The organism is Cupriavidus sp. 291-E7, assembly GCF_057798835.1.
Map to the genome: position 1 here is coordinate 77,981 of NZ_JBYOJV010000017.1, position 17,019 is coordinate 94,999.

Annotated in this window: 17 protein-coding genes; 9 read left to right on the top strand and 8 right to left on the bottom strand. The window is 64.5% G+C overall.

Annotated elements, in window-relative coordinates; genetic code table 11:
- Positions 1-102: 102 nt before the first annotated feature.
- A complete protein-coding gene (locus AC3FLX_RS25520) occupies positions 103-1,698 on the top strand; it encodes an FMN-binding glutamate synthase family protein (protein ID WP_488700119.1) in 1,596 nt (531 codons plus the stop codon).
- Here AC3FLX_RS25520 and AC3FLX_RS25525 read toward each other — a convergent pair whose 3' ends face one another.
- From AC3FLX_RS25525 to AC3FLX_RS25550, 6 genes are all read right to left on the bottom strand, one after another.
- Positions 1,699-2,493, bottom strand: coding sequence for a YdcF family protein (locus AC3FLX_RS25525; protein ID WP_488700121.1), 795 nt, complete (start codon positions 2,491-2,493; stop codon positions 1,699-1,701).
- A 65-nt stretch (positions 2,494-2,558) separates the two neighbouring features.
- Positions 2,559-3,338 carry a 3-oxoadipate enol-lactonase gene (gene pcaD / locus AC3FLX_RS25530; RefSeq protein WP_488700122.1) on the bottom strand — a complete coding sequence of 260 codons (780 nt, stop codon included), beginning with the start codon at positions 3,336-3,338 and terminating at the stop codon, positions 2,559-2,561.
- 13 nt (positions 3,339-3,351) lie between these two features.
- Positions 3,352-3,636 carry a muconolactone Delta-isomerase gene (catC, locus tag AC3FLX_RS25535; RefSeq protein WP_488700123.1) on the bottom strand — a complete coding sequence of 95 codons (285 nt, stop codon included), beginning with the start codon at positions 3,634-3,636 and terminating at the stop codon, positions 3,352-3,354.
- A gap of 29 nt (positions 3,637-3,665) precedes the next feature.
- Positions 3,666-4,724 carry a cyclase family protein gene (locus AC3FLX_RS25540; RefSeq protein ID WP_488700124.1) on the bottom strand — a complete coding sequence of 353 codons (1,059 nt, stop codon included), beginning with the start codon at positions 4,722-4,724 and terminating at the stop codon, positions 3,666-3,668.
- A 7-nt stretch (positions 4,725-4,731) separates the two neighbouring features.
- Positions 4,732-5,028, bottom strand: coding sequence for a YciI family protein (locus tag AC3FLX_RS25545; RefSeq protein ID WP_488700126.1), 297 nt, complete (start codon positions 5,026-5,028; stop codon positions 4,732-4,734).
- A gap of 22 nt (positions 5,029-5,050) precedes the next feature.
- On the bottom strand, positions 5,051-6,388 hold the full coding sequence (locus tag AC3FLX_RS25550) for a short-chain fatty acid transporter (RefSeq protein WP_488700127.1): 1,338 nt from the start codon (positions 6,386-6,388) through the stop codon (positions 5,051-5,053).
- Between the two features lie 96 nt (positions 6,389-6,484).
- Between AC3FLX_RS25550 and AC3FLX_RS25555 the strand changes: the two genes are divergently transcribed.
- Both AC3FLX_RS25555 and AC3FLX_RS25560 read left to right on the top strand, forming a co-directional pair.
- Positions 6,485-6,706: a hypothetical protein gene (locus AC3FLX_RS25555; protein WP_488700128.1), complete on the top strand. Its 222-nt coding sequence runs from the start codon at positions 6,485-6,487 to the stop codon at positions 6,704-6,706.
- A 76-nt stretch (positions 6,707-6,782) separates the two neighbouring features.
- On the top strand, positions 6,783-7,709 hold the full coding sequence (locus AC3FLX_RS25560; RefSeq protein ID WP_488700187.1) for a LysR family transcriptional regulator: 927 nt from the start codon (positions 6,783-6,785) through the stop codon (positions 7,707-7,709).
- A 12-nt stretch (positions 7,710-7,721) separates the two neighbouring features.
- Here AC3FLX_RS25560 and AC3FLX_RS25565 read toward each other — a convergent pair whose 3' ends face one another.
- Complete coding sequence (locus AC3FLX_RS25565) at positions 7,722-8,642, bottom strand: dihydrodipicolinate synthase family protein (RefSeq protein ID WP_488700129.1); 921 nt, start codon at positions 8,640-8,642, stop codon at positions 7,722-7,724.
- A 273-nt stretch (positions 8,643-8,915) separates the two neighbouring features.
- Between AC3FLX_RS25565 and AC3FLX_RS25570 the strand changes: the two genes are divergently transcribed.
- The 5 genes from AC3FLX_RS25570 to AC3FLX_RS25590 all read left to right on the top strand — a co-directional run bounded on the left by AC3FLX_RS25570 (position 8,916) and on the right by AC3FLX_RS25590 (position 14,909).
- Positions 8,916-9,881: a Bug family tripartite tricarboxylate transporter substrate binding protein gene (locus AC3FLX_RS25570; RefSeq protein ID WP_488700130.1), complete on the top strand. Its 966-nt coding sequence runs from the start codon at positions 8,916-8,918 to the stop codon at positions 9,879-9,881.
- Between the two features lie 47 nt (positions 9,882-9,928).
- Positions 9,929-10,954, top strand: a complete 1,026-nt coding sequence (locus AC3FLX_RS25575) for a 4-hydroxythreonine-4-phosphate dehydrogenase PdxA (RefSeq protein WP_488700131.1) — start codon at positions 9,929-9,931, stop codon at positions 10,952-10,954.
- 24 nt (positions 10,955-10,978) lie between these two features.
- Positions 10,979-12,154, top strand: coding sequence for an L-rhamnonate dehydratase (locus tag AC3FLX_RS25580; RefSeq protein WP_488700132.1), 1,176 nt, complete (start codon positions 10,979-10,981; stop codon positions 12,152-12,154).
- A 217-nt stretch (positions 12,155-12,371) separates the two neighbouring features.
- Positions 12,372-13,424, top strand: a complete 1,053-nt coding sequence (locus AC3FLX_RS25585; protein WP_488700133.1) for a patatin-like phospholipase family protein — start codon at positions 12,372-12,374, stop codon at positions 13,422-13,424.
- A 3-nt stretch (positions 13,425-13,427) separates the two neighbouring features.
- Complete coding sequence (locus AC3FLX_RS25590; protein WP_488700134.1) at positions 13,428-14,909, top strand: GntP family permease; 1,482 nt, start codon at positions 13,428-13,430, stop codon at positions 14,907-14,909.
- 22 nt (positions 14,910-14,931) lie between these two features.
- Here the strand turns inward: AC3FLX_RS25590 and AC3FLX_RS25595 are convergent, their stop codons facing one another.
- Positions 14,932-16,041, bottom strand: a complete 1,110-nt coding sequence (locus tag AC3FLX_RS25595) for an NADH:flavin oxidoreductase/NADH oxidase (RefSeq protein ID WP_488700135.1) — start codon at positions 16,039-16,041, stop codon at positions 14,932-14,934.
- Positions 16,042-16,135: 94 nt separating this feature from the next.
- Here AC3FLX_RS25595 and AC3FLX_RS25600 point away from each other — a divergent pair, with 94 nt between their 5' ends.
- Complete coding sequence (locus tag AC3FLX_RS25600) at positions 16,136-17,011, top strand: LysR family transcriptional regulator (protein WP_488700136.1); 876 nt, start codon at positions 16,136-16,138, stop codon at positions 17,009-17,011.
- The last annotated feature ends 8 nt before the right edge of the window (positions 17,012-17,019 follow it).

The following is a 17,019-nucleotide window of genomic DNA, read 5'->3' on the forward strand; positions in this document are numbered from 1 at the left end:
TTGTCTATCGATCAAGACAGCGATTCCAGGGCCGATACTTCACTTTGTCAGCAACCCACGTCATCATCGAGGGTTACCAAAGAACCACACGAGTCCCCCAACATGTTCGAGCGTCGTTATGGCGCCGTGGCCCTGTCGGCCTGCGGCCTGATTGTCCTGACCTGGCTTGCGGCCACTGATGCCCTGTCCTGGTGGTGGGTGGCGCTGCCCCTGGCGCTTTGCCTGGTGGGCGCCCACGATCTGATGCAGCAGCGTCACGCCATCCTGCGCAATTACCCGATCTGGGGCCATGCGCGGTTTTTCCTGGAATTCATCCGCCCGGAAATCCGGCAGTACTTCATCGAGGACGATACTTCCGAGTCGCCGTTTTCGCGCGCGCAACGCAGCCTCGTGTACCAGCGCGCCAAGAACGAGGTGGACAGCCGGCCGTTCGGCACCGAATCGGACGTGAAGCGCCCCGGCTATGAATGGATCAGCCATTCACTGGCACCAACGAAAATTGCTTCGGCCAACTTCCGTGTCACGGTCGGTGCCGACCGGGCGCAGCCCTACGAGATGTCCGTGTTCAATGTGTCCGCGATGAGCTTTGGCGCGCTGTCCGCCAACGCGATCCGCTCGCTCAATCGCGGTGCGAAGATTGGCGGCTTTGCGCACGACACGGGCGAGGGTTCGATCTCGCCGTATCACCGCGCGGAAGGTGGCGATCTGATCTGGGAGCTGGGTTCGGGCTACTTTGGCTGCCGCCGGGCCGATGGCAGCTTCGACCCCGACCTGTTTGCAAAGCAGGCCGCCGACCCGCAGGTCAAGATGATCGAGGTGAAGCTGTCGCAAGGGGCCAAGCCGGGCCACGGCGGCGTGCTGCCGGCGGCCAAGATCACGCCCGAGATCGCGGCCACGCGCGGGGTACCGATGGGCGTTGACTGCGTGTCTCCGGCCGCCCATAGCGAATTCTCGACGCCGCTGGAATTGCTGCAGTTCGTTGACCGCCTGCGCAACCTGTCCGGCGGCAAGCCTACCGGCTTCAAGCTGTGCATCGGCCATCCGTGGGACTTCTTTGGCGTCGTCAAGGCCATGCTGGAATCGGGCATCCTGCCGGACTTCATCGTGGTCGACGGCGCGGAAGGTGGCACCGGTGCCGCGCCGCTGGAATTCGTCGACCATATTGGCGTGCCGTTGCAGGAGGGTCTGCTGCTGGTGCACAACACGCTGGTTGGCGCGAATCTGCGCGACAAGATCCGCATTGGTGCCAGCGGCAAGCTGATCAGCGCGTTCGATATCGCGCGCACGCTAGCGCTGGGTGCCGACTGGTGCAATGCCGCCCGTGGATTCATGTTTGCGCTGGGCTGCGTGCAGGCACAGAAATGCCATACGGACCGCTGCCCGGTGGGCGTGGCAACGCAGGACCCGATCCGGCAGCGCGCAATCGTGGTACCGGACAAGGCCGAGCGCGTTGCCAATTTCCATCGTCACACGGTGCATGCGCTGCAGGAGCTACTGCAGGCGGCCGGCCTCCATTCGCCTGGAGACCTGACGCCGCATCACATCGTGCGCCGCCTGTCGCCCAGCGAAGTGAAGCCGATGTCCGAACTGTTCGACTTCCTGCAGCCGGGCGATCTCGTCAACGGCAATCTCCGTTTCAGCCTCTGGGAAAAATACTGGCCGATGGCCCGCGCGGACCATTTCGGCATGCCGGGCTGATCAGTATTCGCGCAACAGCCACCCGCTGATATAGGCGAAGTATTCGCGCAGCCAGGCGTTGTAACGCATATAGAGCGGGGTCGGCGCTCCCACGCCCGACACGGACGCGAAGCCCGCCTTGCGGGCAATCCGTTCGGCGCGCGGTACGTGGAAATCGCTGGTCACAACCACGAGCGGGCCCGTGGTATCGACGCCGCGCTGTGTCAGAAGGCGGCGGCTGAAGCGCAGGTTCTCGTCGGTGCTGGTGCTGCGGTCCTCCAGAATCAGCCGCTCGCTCGCCAGCCCCTGTGCGGCCAGGTAGTCCGCCATCAAGCCGGCTTCGGTGCAGTCCATGCCGCCGAAATCGCGCCCGCCACTGACCACGACCGGCACCCCCGGCACGTTGCGCGCCAGCGTCAGTGCCTTGTCGAGACGAGCCTTCAGCGTGGGAGAAACGGTGCAGCCCGGCGAGCCGGAGCCCAGCACGATGATCGCCGTCGGCACCGTCCGCGCGGTGGCATCCACGGTGGTGCTGCTGACGATGAACCGGAAGAAGATCGCCACGCTGACCAGCCAGACGGCGAAGATGATCCACGCGGCGCGCCACAGCCACTGAATGCGCGGACGTGCATGGCGCCAGCGCGATAGCGCGTCCCAGCGAAACGCCAGGATCAGCGCCACCACCCCGATCGCCGCGGGCAGCACAATGCCAAAATTGAACACGCCCCCGGCCGCGAGCATGACCGCATCGGCCAGCAGCAACGTGCCCAGACCCGCCATGCCAATGCGCCACAGCGGCCAACGTCCCTTCGTCATCGCCATCCTGAATCCAGAAATTGTCCAGGCGGCGATGTTATCAACGGTTTGGGCCCGGCCGATTGTCAGCCGCCAAGAAACTTCACCACGGCCTGGCTGAACCCGTCCACCTGCTGGAGGTTGGAAAGATGTGCCGCGTACAGTTCCACGTACTGCGCGCCCGGAATGGTTTCGGCCAGAAAGCGGCCGTCAGCGGGTGGCGTCGGGATGTCTCCCGAACCGGCGATGACCAGCGTGGGCGTCGTGATGCGGCCGATCTCGCCACGCAGGTCGGAATCGCGGACGGCCAGGCAGTTGGCGGCGTAGCCGCGTGCGTCGGTACTGCCGAGCATGGCGCGCAACCGCTGCACCAGTTCCGGTTGCTGTGCCGAGAAATCGGGCGTGAGCCATTTGTCGACGACAGCAGCAGCTATCGATCCCACGCCATCGCGCTCAACGGCAGCGGCGCGATTGGTCCAGTTCTCAGGCGGGCCGATATAGGCGGCCGTGTTGCAGAGCACGAGCTTGTCCAGCCGGCTCGCATGGTGCAAGGCCAGCCACATCCCCGTGATGCCGCCCATCGACAAGCCACAGAAATGCACGCGCTGCAGACCCAGATGGTCCAGCAGCGCAATCACATCACCGCCAAGCTGGGCGATGCTGTAAGGGCCTTCGGTCACCGACGAGCGGCCATGACCGCGCGTGTCATAGCGCAGGACACGGAAGTGCTGTGTCAGTGCGGCCATCTGCGGCTGCCACATTTCGAAGTTCGTACCGAGCGAATTGGACAGCACCAGCACCGGAAGATTGGCGTCGCCATCGAGCTGGTAATGCAGTTTGACGTCGGAAAGTTCAGCGAACGGCATGGTCAGCTCCCGCTCAGTTCTGGGCGATGGCCGAACCATGCTGCGCCAGCGCGGTGACCTTCATGTCCATGTAGGGATACAGCGGCAGCGCCGTCAGGGTCGCGTGCAGCTCGTCGGCATCCTTGACGTCGAAGATGCTCACGTTGGCGTAAAGCCCGGCAACGCGCCACAGATGGCGCCATTTGCCCTCCCGCTGCAACTGCTGCGAGTACGCCTTCTCGTCGGCCTTGATCTTCTCCACCAATTGCGGGTCGAGCGAATGTGGAATACGGACAGTCATTTCGACCATGAACAGCATGGCAGCTCCTTCTTGAAAACGTGGCGGATTCAGACAGTGGCGACGGGGGTGACGGGCGACCCCATCGCGCCGGGCAACCGCAGTGGCGGCGCCGACAGGTAAAAGTGGCTACGGCGTTCATCGCGCAGCCACGTGGCCAGGTCGCGCAGGTACCACAGCTCGCCCAGCGGCAAACCCAGCTTGAACAGGCAATGGTGGTGCAGCGGCAGCATCGGCACCGGCCCCTTTTCTTCGGGTACCGGACGCGCCGGGTAGCGCTCGACGGCGTAGTTGTCGGCGGCAATCGCGGCGATGCCGGACCCGGTAATCCATTGCAGCAGCTTGTCGTCGCGGCCATCCAGCGCGCAGCAGCTGTTGTGCAGCACCTCGGCGTCGGGCTTGCCGGCCATTTCGACCAGCATCTCGGCAAATCCGGTGCGCAGCACGAGCACGTCGCCGGTGGCTACCTCGACCTTGTCCGCGTCAAGTACGCGCATCAGGTCGTCATAGCCGACCGTACGGCATTCGCGCCCAAAGTGTTCCGCCAGGTCGACCAGCACGCCGCGAGCCTGGATGCCATGCGTCGCGAATGTCTCGATACCCAGCGCCTCGGCGTGACTATGGTCATGGCCGCACGGATGCGCGGCGAAGTGGTCGGATTCCGCGTAGTCGACCGGGCCGACGATATCGGTGTTGGGCCGGAAACCGTTGTAATAGACCCGTTCGGCCACGCCATCGCCATCGGCATCGAACAGCGCGCCCACGTGTGCCAGCGAATCCCACTGGGTGGAGTACTGCATGGACAGCAGCACCTGGTCGTCACTGAGCACATCCAACGCGCGCGGGTCGACCTTGGCCAGCGGAAAGTTCACATACGCGACGTCGTCGCGGAACGTGGGCCGCAGCACCGGCGGATGCCGGCGCGGATTCAGTACGTTGCCGCCGGGCAGGTCCAGCGGCAACGACAGGCAGAACGTACGGCCGCTGCGAATCTCCCGCGCGGCAGCGCGGACGCATGCCGGCGTGATCAGGTTCAGGCGGCCGAGTTGGTCGTCGTCGCCGAAGTCGCCCCAGTTGGCGCCTTCGGGCCGTTGCTTCCATCGCTTCATGACAGCCTCAGATATGGCGCACGCCGTCGAGGTAGGCCTTGCGCCAGCGCACGATCTTGACCTCGGCAAACAGTGCCGCCTGATGGAATGGATCGGCTTCGATAAAGGCCTGGGCGGCCTCGCGTGTGTCGACATCGAGGATGTAGATGCCGCCGCCGCCATCGCTGCCGTCGTCGTTGAGCTTCGCGCCGCAGGCCAGCAGAAGCTTCTTGTTGGCTTCCAGGTAATCCAGGTGCGCGGGCCGGTGGGCCTGGCGCACGTGCTGGTGGTTGGGCTTGTCGAACGTTTCAATCAGGTACGGCATGCGAGGTCTCCCAGTGGTGGTATCAGTGCGTCAACATACCCCAGGCCAGCAGCGCCACGATGTAGATCGCGCCGACCCAGAACATCATGATCACGGTGTAGCCCATCACGTCCTTGAGCTTGAGCTTCGAGAGCGCCAGCGCCGGCAGGATCCAGAACGGCTGCACCAGGTCGTTCCACGCGTTGCCCAGCATCACCGACATCGACGTCTGCGCCACGGAACTGCCGATGGCCTTGGCCGCGTCGATCATGAACGGACCCTGGATCACCCAGTGACCGCCGCCCGACGGGGCAAAGAAGTTGATGACAAAGCTGCTGACCAGGCCCCAGAACGGCAGGGTCTGCGGCGTGGCGATATCGACGAACACGCGCGAGATGGTATCCACCAGTCCCGAGCCTGCCATCACCGCCATGATGCCCGCGTAGAACGGATACTGCAGGATGATGCCCGAAATCGTCTTGATGCCTTCGTTCAGCTTGGCGACGTAGTTGGCCGGGGTGCCCAGCAGCAGCACGCCGATGAACAGGATCAGGAAGTTGATCAGGTTCAGGTCCAGCGTGCCGCCCTGCACGAAGTACAGCACCGCATAGGCCACGCCGCACAGCCCGATCAGCAGGCTCAGCAGGCGGCTGTTGTTCATGCGCGCGGCCAGCGTGTTCTCGATACCCATGCTGTGGCCGCCCGCCGTGCTTTCCTTGGCCGAGGCGTCTTCCTTGATTTCCACGACGTCGCGGGCATCGCGCGGATGCAGCATTGCGTTGAGCAGCGGCAGCGTGACGATCACGGCCAGGCTGGTCAGCAGCATCGGCAGGGAGAAGATCGTGTCTTTCAGCGCGATCACACCCATCAGCTTTTCCATCGGATGTCCCGGCGTGGAGATCAGCACCGGAATACTCGCGGACAGACCCAGGCCGTACATCGTGAAGCCGCTATAGGCCGAGGCGATGATCAGCGGGTAGTGCACGCCCTTGACCTTCAGCGCCAGCTTGCGCGCGATGATGCCGCCAATCACGAGCCCGAAACCCCAGTTCAGGTAGCTGCCGATACCGCCCACGAGCGTGGCAACGATGATGGCGCCGCGCGGCGTCTGCACCCTGGCCACGATGCCATCGAGGAACCGGTCCACCAGTGGCGCGGTAGCGAGCACATAGCCCATCGCCAGAATCACGGCCATCTGCGTGGTGAACGAAAGCAGGTTCCAGAATCCCTTGCCCCAGTTCGTGATGATGGCGCTGGCACCCTGCCCCTCCACCACCATTGCCATCACCATGCTCAACAGCGTCAGGCCGATGGCAAACACAAAGGGGTCCGGCAAGTACCGGCGCATCAGTTCTGTAAAAAATCCGGCAACCTTGTTCAAGGCTTGTCTCCTGAGATCCGAATTGACCGCATATCGAACCGGCGTTCTACATGCGAACGTCTAATTGCAATGAGCGGGAGCGTAAGACTTCAGATCATGCAAAGTCAAGGCAATGGAACGAGCGATTACCGTCGAAAAACGCAACGCTTTCATGTTGCGATGCAGCGCAACAGCGATGCGCTTTTCCTGCTCGGAGGCCCGCAGATTTCAGGGGTGGCGATGATTTCCGCAATGCACAAACCACCTTTCAGTGGTGAAAGACTCGCGGCCGGTATCCGCACAGAACAGGCGGAGAGGAAAATGGGAAAGCTGGGGTGAGCGCGCGCATATCGCGTCGCGGACCTCGAACCCGAACCGGCGCATTAGAATGATGCGCCACGTTCTCTTGCCCATCATGATTCCTTCGGTATCCGCCCTGCACAACCGCCTGAAAATGCAGCACCTGCGCCTGCTCGTGGCCATCGAGGAGCGAGGATCGCTGCGCCAGGCGGCCGATGCGCTCACCTTGTCGCAGCCGGCGGTCAGCAAGATGCTGCAGGACATGGAAGACCTGCTCGGCGTGGCGCTGTTCGAACGGCACGCTCGCGGACTGCGCGCCACGCGCTTTGGCACGGCCGCCACCCGCTACGCCAAGCTCGTGTTCGCCGATATGGCCGGGTTGCGCGATGAACTGGTCGCGCTTGAGTCCGGCAAGATCGGCCGCGTGCGCGTGGGCGCGGTCATGGCTCCCGCGCCGGGCTTGCTGGCCGACGTCATCCGCGATCTGAACCGCGACCATCCCCAACTGGAAATCGCCGTGCAGGTCGATACCAGCGACGTGCTGGTGCCCCTGCTGGAGCGCGACCAGCTCGATATCGTGCTCGGCCGCGTACCCGAGGGATGGTATGGCAGCGGCGTGGAATTCGAGCAATTGGGCGACGAAGGACTCGCCATCGTCGTCGGCCCCCAGCATTCGCTCGCGCGCAAGCGCAAGCTGCAGTTCGCCGAGCTGACACGCTTTCCGTGGATCATGCAGCCTCGGCCCAGCCCGATGCGCGCGCTGCTGGACCGTTCGTTCGAAGACGCCGGCGTATCGCCGCCGCCGTCGACGATCGAGACGGCAGCGGTGCTGATGACCACGTCATTGCTGATCGACAGCGATCTGATTGCCGTCCTGCCAGAATCGGTGGCGGCGTACTACGCGCAGCTCGGCGCGCTCGCCGTGCTGCCCCTGCCCTTGCCGATCAAGCTTGGGCCGTATGGCATCGTCACCCGGCACGGACGGCCGGTGACAGCGTCGATGAGTCTGCTGATCGATGCGCTGCGTGACCGCACGGCATAGCACGCTTACGGTTCACCGTCCCCAGCGCAATACCAGCGGGTCCACCCGCCGCGCCACCTTCAGCAATCCGTCGCGCGTGGCCGGATGCATCGGTTGCAGAGGATGCCGCACGGCATCCGAGCGGATCACGCCGCCCTCCTGCATCAGCACCTTGGCCGTTGCCAGCCAGCCCTGGCGGTTTTCGTAGTTGATCAACGGCAGCCATTGCTGGTAGCGATCGGCGGCGCCCTCGGCATCGCCAGCCTGCCAGGCATCGAGGATCTGGCGAATACCGTCCGGATAGCCCGCGCCGGTCATCGCACCGGTCGCGCCGGCTTCCAGATCGGCCATCAGCGTGATCGCTTCTTCGCCGTCCCACGGTCCGACGATCGCGTCCCCACCGAGCGCGATCAGCTCGCGCAGCTTGGCCGCGGCCTGCGGCACCTCGATCTTGAAGTAGGACACATTGGCAATCTCGCTGGCCATGCGCGCCAGGAACGGCGCGGACAACGTGGTGCCGCTGACCGGCGCGTCCTGAATCATGATCGGGATGTCGATGGCCGCCGACACCGCCGAGAAGAACTCGTGGATCGCCCGCTCCGGCACACGGATCGTCGCGCCGTGGTAGGGCGGCATGACCATCACCATCGCCGCCCCGGCGTCCTGGGCGGCGCGGCTACGCTCGGCGCAGATACGCGAGCTGAAATGCGTGGTGGTCACGATCACCGGCACACGGCCCGCCACGTGGTCGAGCACGGTCGTCATCAGCAGCTGGCGCTCATCGTCGGTCAGGACGAACTGCTCGGAGAAATTGGCAAGGATGCAGATGCCGTGCGATCCGGCATCGATCATGAAATCGATGCAACGGCGCTGACCATCGAGATCGAGCCCTCCCTGGGCATCGAAAATGGTCGGCGCTACGGGAAACACTCCGCGATACACGGGCGTCGTCATGCTGTCTCCTTGCAGATGTCGTGATGTCGTTATGGATGTCGTGCCGCTCAATATACGGCTCGCCCATGCCCGCTGCCTATTGAATCCTGCACATAGGGTGATCGCCTGCGGTGATCGCTCGCGGCCCGCACCGGCACGCCCGCCGTGCCTGCCCACGTTAACCCGGATATCACCGCCGTTTATCGCCGCTTCAGAAATGCTCAGTTTTCGAGTGATGCCGGCCTCCGTATAGTGATCGTCACGCAGCACAGACTGCAAACGACGGAGACAGACATGAAGACATGGATGGCCGGGGCACTGGCTGGCATTGCGTGGTTCAGCGTGGCAATACCCGCGGCATGGGCGGACGATGCCCGTCCGGTTCGCATGATGGTGGGCGCCGCGCCTGGCGGTGGCACCGATATCATGGCGCGCATCGTGTCCGACAAGCTGGCCGCCATCCTCAAACAGCCGGTGGTGGTGGACAACCGGCCCGGTGCATCGAATACGATCGCCGCCGATATCACCGCAAAGGCGCAGCCCGACGGCAATACCCTGCTGATGGGGGTATCGACTTCCCAGGCTATCGCGCCGCATCTGCTCAAGCTGCAGTTCAATCCGCTCAAGGATCTGGTGCCGGTGGCGCTGGTTGCCCAGGTGCCCAATGTACTGGTCGTCAACAACCAGTTACCGATTCAGGATGCCCGGACGCTGGTGGCGCAGATCCAGGCCAACCCGGACAAGTATCGCTACAGCTCGTCGGGCGTCGGCAGCACGCAGCATCTGGCCGCGGCAGCCTTCGTCCATCAGATCCACGGCAAGATGCTGCACGTGCCCTACAAGAGCAGCGCCAGCGGACTGGTTGACCTGATGGGCGGCCAGGTGGACATGAGCTTCGAAACCATGCCTTCGGTCATCAACCATATCAAGGCCGGCAAGCTGCGCGCGCTGGCGGTGACGTCCGACAAGCGGTCGGCACTCCTGCCCAACGTGCCGACGCTGAAAGAGGCTGGCCTGCCCGATATCCAGGCCAATACCTGGTACGGCGTCTATGCCACCGCCGGCACGCCGCCCGCCACGCTGCAGAAGATCAGTGCCGCGATGACGCAGGTGATGAAGGACCCCGACACGATTCGCCGCCTTGGCGATGTCGGCGCCGTGCCCGGTGCGATGGACCCTGCCCAGTTCGACGCCTTCTCGCGCAGCGAATATGCGCGGTACGGCAAGCTGATCGCCGAACTCGGCGTCAAGCTCGACTGATTCCATTGATTCGATTGATGCGTTGAATTCGATTGTCTCCACTGATCATGACCAAACGTCCCCGTATTGCGATGGTGCTCGGCGATCCCGCCGGCATCGGCCCCGAATTGATCGCCCGGCTGCTGGCCGACCCCGTTGCCGCGCAGGCACGCATCCTTCTGATTGCCGACCGCGACGAATGGCAGCGCGCGATGGAGGTGGCAGGCGTCCGGTTGTCGCTGCCCGAGGTGGAGCGGCCCGACTTCCAGGGCACCGAACAGGGGCCCCGGCTCTACCACTGGGCGCTGGACGACAAACCCGTCTATCCACGCGGTGAAGCCAGCACGGAAGGCGGCCGCTACTGCCTGGGCACCTTGCAGGTGGCGCTGAACCTGGCGCAGGCCGGTCAGGCCGATGCCATCCTGTTCGGACCGCTGAACAAGAGCTCGATGCATGCCGCCGGCATGGGCCACAACGACGAACTGCACTGGTTTGCGCAGAAGCTCGGCTATCGCGGCCCGTTCTGCGAGTTCAATGTGCTGGACGGCCTGTGGACGTCGCGCGTCACGTCGCATGTCGCCATCAAGGAGGTGCCCGCGCTGATTACGCCGGAGCGTGTGCGCGATGCGATCGATCTGATCGACACCGCGCTGCGCCAGGCTGGGGTGGCCACGCCGCGCATCGCCGTGTGCGGCCTGAATCCGCACAACGGCGACAACGGTGCGTTCGGCCGCGAGGAAATCGACGTGATCGGCCCGTCCGTGGAAGCCGCGCAGGCGCGCGGCGTGGCGGCGCAGGGTCCGTTCCCGGCGGACACGATCTTTCTGAAGGTACAGGGCGGCCCGGAGCAGCGGCAGTTCGACGCCATCGTCACGATGTACCACGACCAGGGCCAGATCGGCATCAAGCTGATGGGCTTCTCGCGCGGCGTGACCATCCAGGGTGGCTTGCCCGTGCCGATCACCACGCCCGCGCACGGCACCGCTTTCGATATCGCACAACAGGGCCGCGCCAATCCGGGCGCCACGTTGCAGGCATTCCATCTGGCCTGCCAGATGGGTGCCCGCCGCCTGGCCAATGCCCACGCCGCCTGACTCTGACGCTCAAAGGAACCCACCATGAAGATCACCAACGTCCGCGCGCGCGTATTCGAATGGAAAGGCAAGACCGTGCCGCCGCAGGCGCACTTCTGCACCAACGCCACGGACATCCTGTTTGATCGCGGCGACGCGATGGGATCGTTCCGCTTTCACGGCTGGCTTGTGGTGGAAGTGGAGACCGACGACGGCCATGTTGGCATCGGCAACTGCGCGCTGGCCCCGCGCGTGGCCAAGCAGATCGTCGACCAGTACCTGGCGCCGATCGTGATCGGACAAGACCCGTTCGACAACGAATACCTGTGGCAAAAGATGTACCGCCGCACCCACGCCTGGGGCCGCAAGGGTATCGGCATGGCGGCCATCTCGGCCGTGGATATCGCGCTGTGGGACCTGATGGGCAAGGCCACGGGCCGGCCGGTGTTCAAGCTGCTGGGCGGACGCACCAAGGAAAAAATCTGGTGCTACGCGTCGAAGCTCTACAACAACGATGACCGGGACGCGTTCCTTGGCGAAGCGCAGCGCTATCTGGACCAGGGCTTCACCGCAATGAAAATGCGCTTTGGCTACGGCCCCAAGGACGGACCGGCCGGCATGCAGAAGAACCTGGAACAGGTTCGGCTGCTACGCGAACTGGTCGGAGACGGCGTCGACATCATGCTCGAATGCTATATGGGCTGGACGCTCGAATACGCGCGCCGCATCATTCCCCGACTGGCCGAATTCAATCCGCGCTGGCTCGAAGAACCGGTCATTGCCGACGACATCGAAGGCTATGCCGAGCTAAAGAAAATGAGCCCGTTCCCGATCTCGGGCGGCGAGCATGAATTCACGTCCTACGGCTTCAAGGACCTGCTGGAGCGTCGCGCCGTCGACGTGATCCAGTACGACACCAATCGCGTGGGCGGCATCACCGCTGCACAGAAAATCAATGCGATGGCCGAAGCCTGGTCGGTCCCCGTGATTCCCCATGCGGGCCAGATGCACAACTATCACCTGACGATGGCGTCCACCGCGTCGCCGATGTCGGAATTCTTCCCGGTGCACGACGTGGAGGTCGGCAACGAACTGTTCTACTACATCTTCAAGGGTGAACCGGCGCCGGACAACGGGTATCTGCAGCTCGACGACAACCTGCCGGGATTGGGTCTGACTCTGAACGAACAGTATTTCGATCAGTTCGAGATCATTGAGTAAACGCCATTCCTAAATGGCGGATCGATACCGCCCTTGGGATTCACACAGGCTTCCGACAAATCCATTGTGAGCAGTTCAGCACTTCGCTGAGTATCTGAATACCCAGCAACACCCGGCGCTATCGACTTTCCCGGAAAACCTTCCTTGCCGAAGTTGCACCGCACAACAAATAATAGAGCGGCTTGTACCTCACCTGTTTCACCTTCGGGAGCGTCGGATGAACGAGGATGGCAAGACCGCTGTACCGGGCGCGGCACGGGAACCGCTGCTGATTGACCTGGCGCTGCAGGGCGGCGGCGCCCACGGCGCCTTCACCTGGGGCGTGCTGGACCGCCTGCTTGAAGAACGCTGGCTCAAGCTTGACGGCATTTCCGGCACCTCGGCGGGTGCGATGAATGCCGCCGTGCTGGTGCACGGCCATGCGCTCAATGGCGCTGACGGCGCGCGGCAAGCGCTGGAGGATTTCTGGCGCCGCGTGTCGGACGCCTCGCGCTTCAGCCCATTCCGGCGCAGTCCGCTGGACATCATTCTGGGCCGCTGGACCCTCGACAATTCTCCACTGTTCGTTGCCGCCGACCTGGCCGCGCGGATCTGGTCGCCCTATGACCTGAACAAGGCCGGCAGCAATCCGTTGGCCGAGATCCTGCACGCCAGCATCGACTTCGACGTCCTGGCGCAGGCGCCGATCCATCTTTTTGTCACGGCCACCAATGTCGAGACCGGCCGGGGCCGCGTGTTCAAGAACACCGAGGTCACGGCCAGCGTACTGCTGGCATCGGCTTGCCTGCCGACCGTATTCCAGGCCGTGGAAATCGACGGGGTGCCTTACTGGGACGGCGGGTACGCCGGCAATCCGACCATCACCCCGCTGGTACGCGAATGCCAGTCGCGCGACACGATCCTCGTGCAGATAAATCCGGTGGCGCGGGAAGGCGTGCCGCGCAGCGCGCGAGACATTCTGGGCCGCGTCAACGAGATCTCGTTCAATGCCGCCCTGCTCAAGGAACTGCGCATGATCGCCGTGCTGCAGCGTGTGGCGGACCCCGGCGATGCCGAGGGCGCGCAATGGGCCGGCATGCGCATCCATCGCATCGCCAGCGACCGCATGGGGGAGTTCGGTTCCTCCTCGAAGATGAATGCCGAGTGGCCGTTCCTGTGCCTGCTGCGCGACGAGGGCCGCGCGGCGGCGGAGCAATTCCTGACGGCCCACGGCGATGCACTGGGCCGCAAGTCCTCGTTCGATCTCGACGAACTGCTGCAGGAGGTGTGAATCGTGGGCCTGCTAGGCATCGTCATCGCCCTGGGGGCGATGATCTGGATGGCGTTCCGTGGCTGGAGCATCCTTCTCATCGCCCCCGCCGCCGCACTGTTGGCCGCGGCCACGGCCGGACAACCGCTGCTGGCGCACTGGACCCAGACCTTCATGGGCACGGCCGCCGGATTTGTCGCGCAGTTCTTTCCGCTATTCCTGCTCGGCGCGCTGTTCGGCAAGCTGATGGACGATAGCGGGTCCGTGATGGCGATTGCGAACTGGATGACCCGGACGCTCGGGCCACGCCGGGCGATGCTGGCCGTGGTACTGGCCGGCGCGCTGCTCACCTATGGCGGCGTGAGCCTGTTCGTGGCGTTTTTCGTGCTGGCACCGATGGCCCACGCGCTGTTTCGCGCGGCAGATATTCCGCACCGGCTGATGCCCGCGGCAATCGTGCTGGGCACGTCGACGTTCACGATGTCGGCACTGCCCGGCACGCCGGCAATCCAGAATGCGATACCGATGCCGTTCTTCAGCACCACACCGTTCGCGGCGCCTGGGCTCGGCATCATCGCCAGCCTGATCATGCTGACATTCGGCATGTGGTGGCTGGCGCGCTGCGAGGGCGCCGCGCGCCGCAAGGGCGAAGGTTATGGCGTGGGGTTGCCGGCCGATGTAGCCGACGTGGCCGATGTGGCCGGCGTTGGCGCGGTGGCCGAGCGGCCGCTGATCCGCGAACGCGCCAGTACGGCGCGAGAATTCGATCCGGCCGAAACACTGCAGGGCCAGCGCAGCGTCGAGGCGCCCAGCGCGTTCGTCGCGCTGTTGCCGCTCGTCGTCGTGATCGCCGTCAACCTGCTGATGAGCCTCGCGGTACTGCCGCGCCTGGACGCCGACTATCTGGCCCTGCCCGAATGGGGCGCGACGACGCTGCAGACCGTCGGCGGCGTCTGGTCCGTGATCGTGGCGCTGAGCGCAGCCGTGCTGTGCCTGGTGCTGCTGAACTTCCGGCGCCTGCCCGCGCTACGCGAGACCGCTGGCGCGGGCGCGCACGCGGCCGCCCTGCCGGTACTCAGTGTGGCGAGCCTGGTGGGATTCGGCGCGGTCGTCGCCGCCCTGCCCGGCTTTGCCATCGTGCGGGACTGGGTGTTGTCGATAGAAGGCGGCCCGCTGGTATCGCTGGCCGTGGCCACCAACGTGCTGTCGGCGCTGACCGGCTCCGCATCGGGTGGACTCACAATCGCGCTTGACGCGCTTGGCGGCACGTATCTGCTGCGCGCGCTGGAAATCGGCCTGGACCCGGCGGTGCTGCATCGCGTGGCCGTGATGAGCGCGGGCACGCTCGATACCCTGCCGCACAACGGCGCTGTGGTAACGCTGCTGGCTGTCTGCGGCGCCACGCACAGGCAAAGCTACGGCGGCATTGTGATGGTCGGCATCGTCGGGCCGTTGCTGGCCCTGACGGTCGTGATCGCGCTGGGCACGCTGGTCGGATCGTTCTGACCCGGCCAGCGCGGCCTCAGGCTCAGGCCGACTGCACGCGATAGCGTTCGAGCCAGTGGGCGTACGGCGCGGGCAGAACCCACGACGGGCGCTCCACACCGAGCTTCATCGCGGTCTGGTACGGCCAGTGCGGATTCGACAGCATCGCGCGACCCACCATCACCAGGTCCATCTGGCCTTCTTCGACCACGCGGTTGGCCACCACGGGGTCGTCGATACCCCAGGACGACGCCACCGGCAGACCGGCTTCACGATGCACGCGCTCGGCGATCGGCGCCAGGAAGGCCGGACCCCACGGAATCTGCGCATTCGGCGTGGAAAAGCCGACGCTGACGTTCAGCATGTCCAGGCCGCCTTCACGCATGGCGCGCACCAGTTCGATCGACTCCTTGAGCGTCTGCTCGTCGTTGCCGTCGTACTCGATCACGCCAAAGCGTGCCGTCAGCGGCAGGTTCTTCGGCCACACTTCGCGCACGGCGGCCAGCGTTTCCAGCAGGAAGCGGCCACGGCCGATGGCGTCGTTACCGTATTCGTCGGTGCGATCGTTGCCGTGGACCGAGAAGAAGCTCTGCGCCAGGTAGCCGTGCGCGAAATGCAGCTCCAGCCACTGGAAGCCGGCGTCGCGGGCGCGCTTGGCGGCAGCCACGAAATCGGCCTGGACACGGGCAATGTCGTCCTGGGTCATCGCCTCGGGCATCTTCGACAGATGCGCGCCGAAAGGCTTGGCCGACGGCGAAATCGTGTTCCAGCCACGGTCGTCGCCTTCGGGAATATGATCGTCGCCTTCCCACGGACGGTTCGCGCTGGCCTTGCGGCCGGCATGGGCGATCTGGATGCCGGGCACGGCACCGCCGGCCTTGATGGCTTCGGCAATGCGCGCCATGCCAACGGCTTGCTCGTCATTCCACAAACCCGTGCATCCCGGGGAGATGCGGCCTTCCGGCGACACGGCCGTGGCCTCGACGATGACCAGGCCGGCACCGCCGCGCGCCAGACCGGCGTAGTGGGACAGGTGCCAGTCGTTGGTGAAGCCATCGATGGCGCTGTACTGGCACATCGGCGGCACCGCAATACGGTTGCGCAACGTAACGTCTTTCAGCGTGAACGGGGTGAAAAGTGCAGGCGTAGTCATGAGTTTGTCTCTGCGTGTTGCAATGCAGCGATATTAGTCATGGCTCGCTATAATGAAAACCATCTACACGTTATCGCTTCAATAAGAGTTCATTATGCTTAACCCGCAATGGCTGCGTTCGTTCGCAATGCTGGCGCAGAACGGCAGCTTCACCAGCGCGGCGGACGAGCTCGGGCTGACGCAGGCCGCCGTCAGCCAGCACATCCGCCATCTCGAAGATGCGCTGGGTCCGCTGCTGATTCGGCGCCCGCGCGCGCTTGAACTGACCCCGGCCGGCAAGGCGCTGCTGGAATACTGCAGCGACATGGAAGTTGCCAACGACCGCCTGCGCGCCCGGCTCAGCGCCGACGGCGAAAGCGGTGTCGTGGGGTTGATCACCCCCGGCAGCATCGGCCTGTTCCTGTATCCGCGTCTGCTGGACCTGCAGGGAAAGACGCCCGGGCTGATCATCCGCCATCGCTTCGCGCCCGATGCGGAAGTGCTGGAAAGCGTGCTGCAGAACCGCTTCGACGTGGGTCTGGTATCGCTGAAGCCCGATGAGCCGCGTCTGGCCGCGAGCCCGTTCAGCGAGGAACCGCTGGAACTGGTCTACCCGGCTGGCGAACAGGTACATGGTTGGGAAGATCTCCAGCGCATCGGCTTTGTCGACCATCCAGACGGCAAGACAATGGCCAACCGCCTGTTGAGCCGCCACTATCCTGGCAACGCGGGCGTGCACACGCTGCCTTGCCGCGGGTTCAGCAATCAGGTGAGCCTGATGCTGGAACCGGTGGCGCGTGGCTTTGGCTTTACCGTGATCCCGCGCTATGCACGCCAAGCATTTGCGCAGAAGGACCAGATTCGTGTGCTGGACTGCCACGCGCCGGTGATCGACAAGCTCTGGCTGATTCACCGCTCGGAATGGTCGCTGCCGCCCCGTGTGGCGCGCGTGGTGGACTACCTGCGCGCACAGGTGAAGGCCCCGGTCTGACTGGCGCT

Coding starts and splice junctions, on each gene's coding strand:
- AC3FLX_RS25520 (WP_488700119.1), top strand. CDS start 103: ATGTTCGAGCGTCGTTATGGCGCCGTGGCCCTGTCGGCCTGCGGCCTG.
- AC3FLX_RS25525 (WP_488700121.1), bottom strand. CDS start 2,493: ATGACGAAGGGACGTTGGCCGCTGTGGCGCATTGGCATGGCGGGTCTG.
- pcaD (WP_488700122.1), bottom strand. CDS start 3,338: ATGCCGTTCGCTGAACTTTCCGACGTCAAACTGCATTACCAGCTCGAT.
- catC (WP_488700123.1), bottom strand. CDS start 3,636: ATGCTGTTCATGGTCGAAATGACTGTCCGTATTCCACATTCGCTCGAC.
- AC3FLX_RS25540 (WP_488700124.1), bottom strand. CDS start 4,724: ATGAAGCGATGGAAGCAACGGCCCGAAGGCGCCAACTGGGGCGACTTC.
- AC3FLX_RS25545 (WP_488700126.1), bottom strand. CDS start 5,028: ATGCCGTACCTGATTGAAACGTTCGACAAGCCCAACCACCAGCACGTG.
- AC3FLX_RS25555 (WP_488700128.1), top strand. CDS start 6,485: ATGCAAAGTCAAGGCAATGGAACGAGCGATTACCGTCGAAAAACGCAA.
- AC3FLX_RS25560 (WP_488700187.1), top strand. CDS start 6,783: ATGATTCCTTCGGTATCCGCCCTGCACAACCGCCTGAAAATGCAGCAC.
- AC3FLX_RS25565 (WP_488700129.1), bottom strand. CDS start 8,642: ATGACGACGCCCGTGTATCGCGGAGTGTTTCCCGTAGCGCCGACCATT.
- AC3FLX_RS25570 (WP_488700130.1), top strand. CDS start 8,916: ATGAAGACATGGATGGCCGGGGCACTGGCTGGCATTGCGTGGTTCAGC.
- AC3FLX_RS25575 (WP_488700131.1), top strand. CDS start 9,929: ATGACCAAACGTCCCCGTATTGCGATGGTGCTCGGCGATCCCGCCGGC.
- AC3FLX_RS25580 (WP_488700132.1), top strand. CDS start 10,979: ATGAAGATCACCAACGTCCGCGCGCGCGTATTCGAATGGAAAGGCAAG.
- AC3FLX_RS25585 (WP_488700133.1), top strand. CDS start 12,372: ATGAACGAGGATGGCAAGACCGCTGTACCGGGCGCGGCACGGGAACCG.
- AC3FLX_RS25595 (WP_488700135.1), bottom strand. CDS start 16,041: ATGACTACGCCTGCACTTTTCACCCCGTTCACGCTGAAAGACGTTACG.
- AC3FLX_RS25600 (WP_488700136.1), top strand. CDS start 16,136: ATGCTTAACCCGCAATGGCTGCGTTCGTTCGCAATGCTGGCGCAGAAC.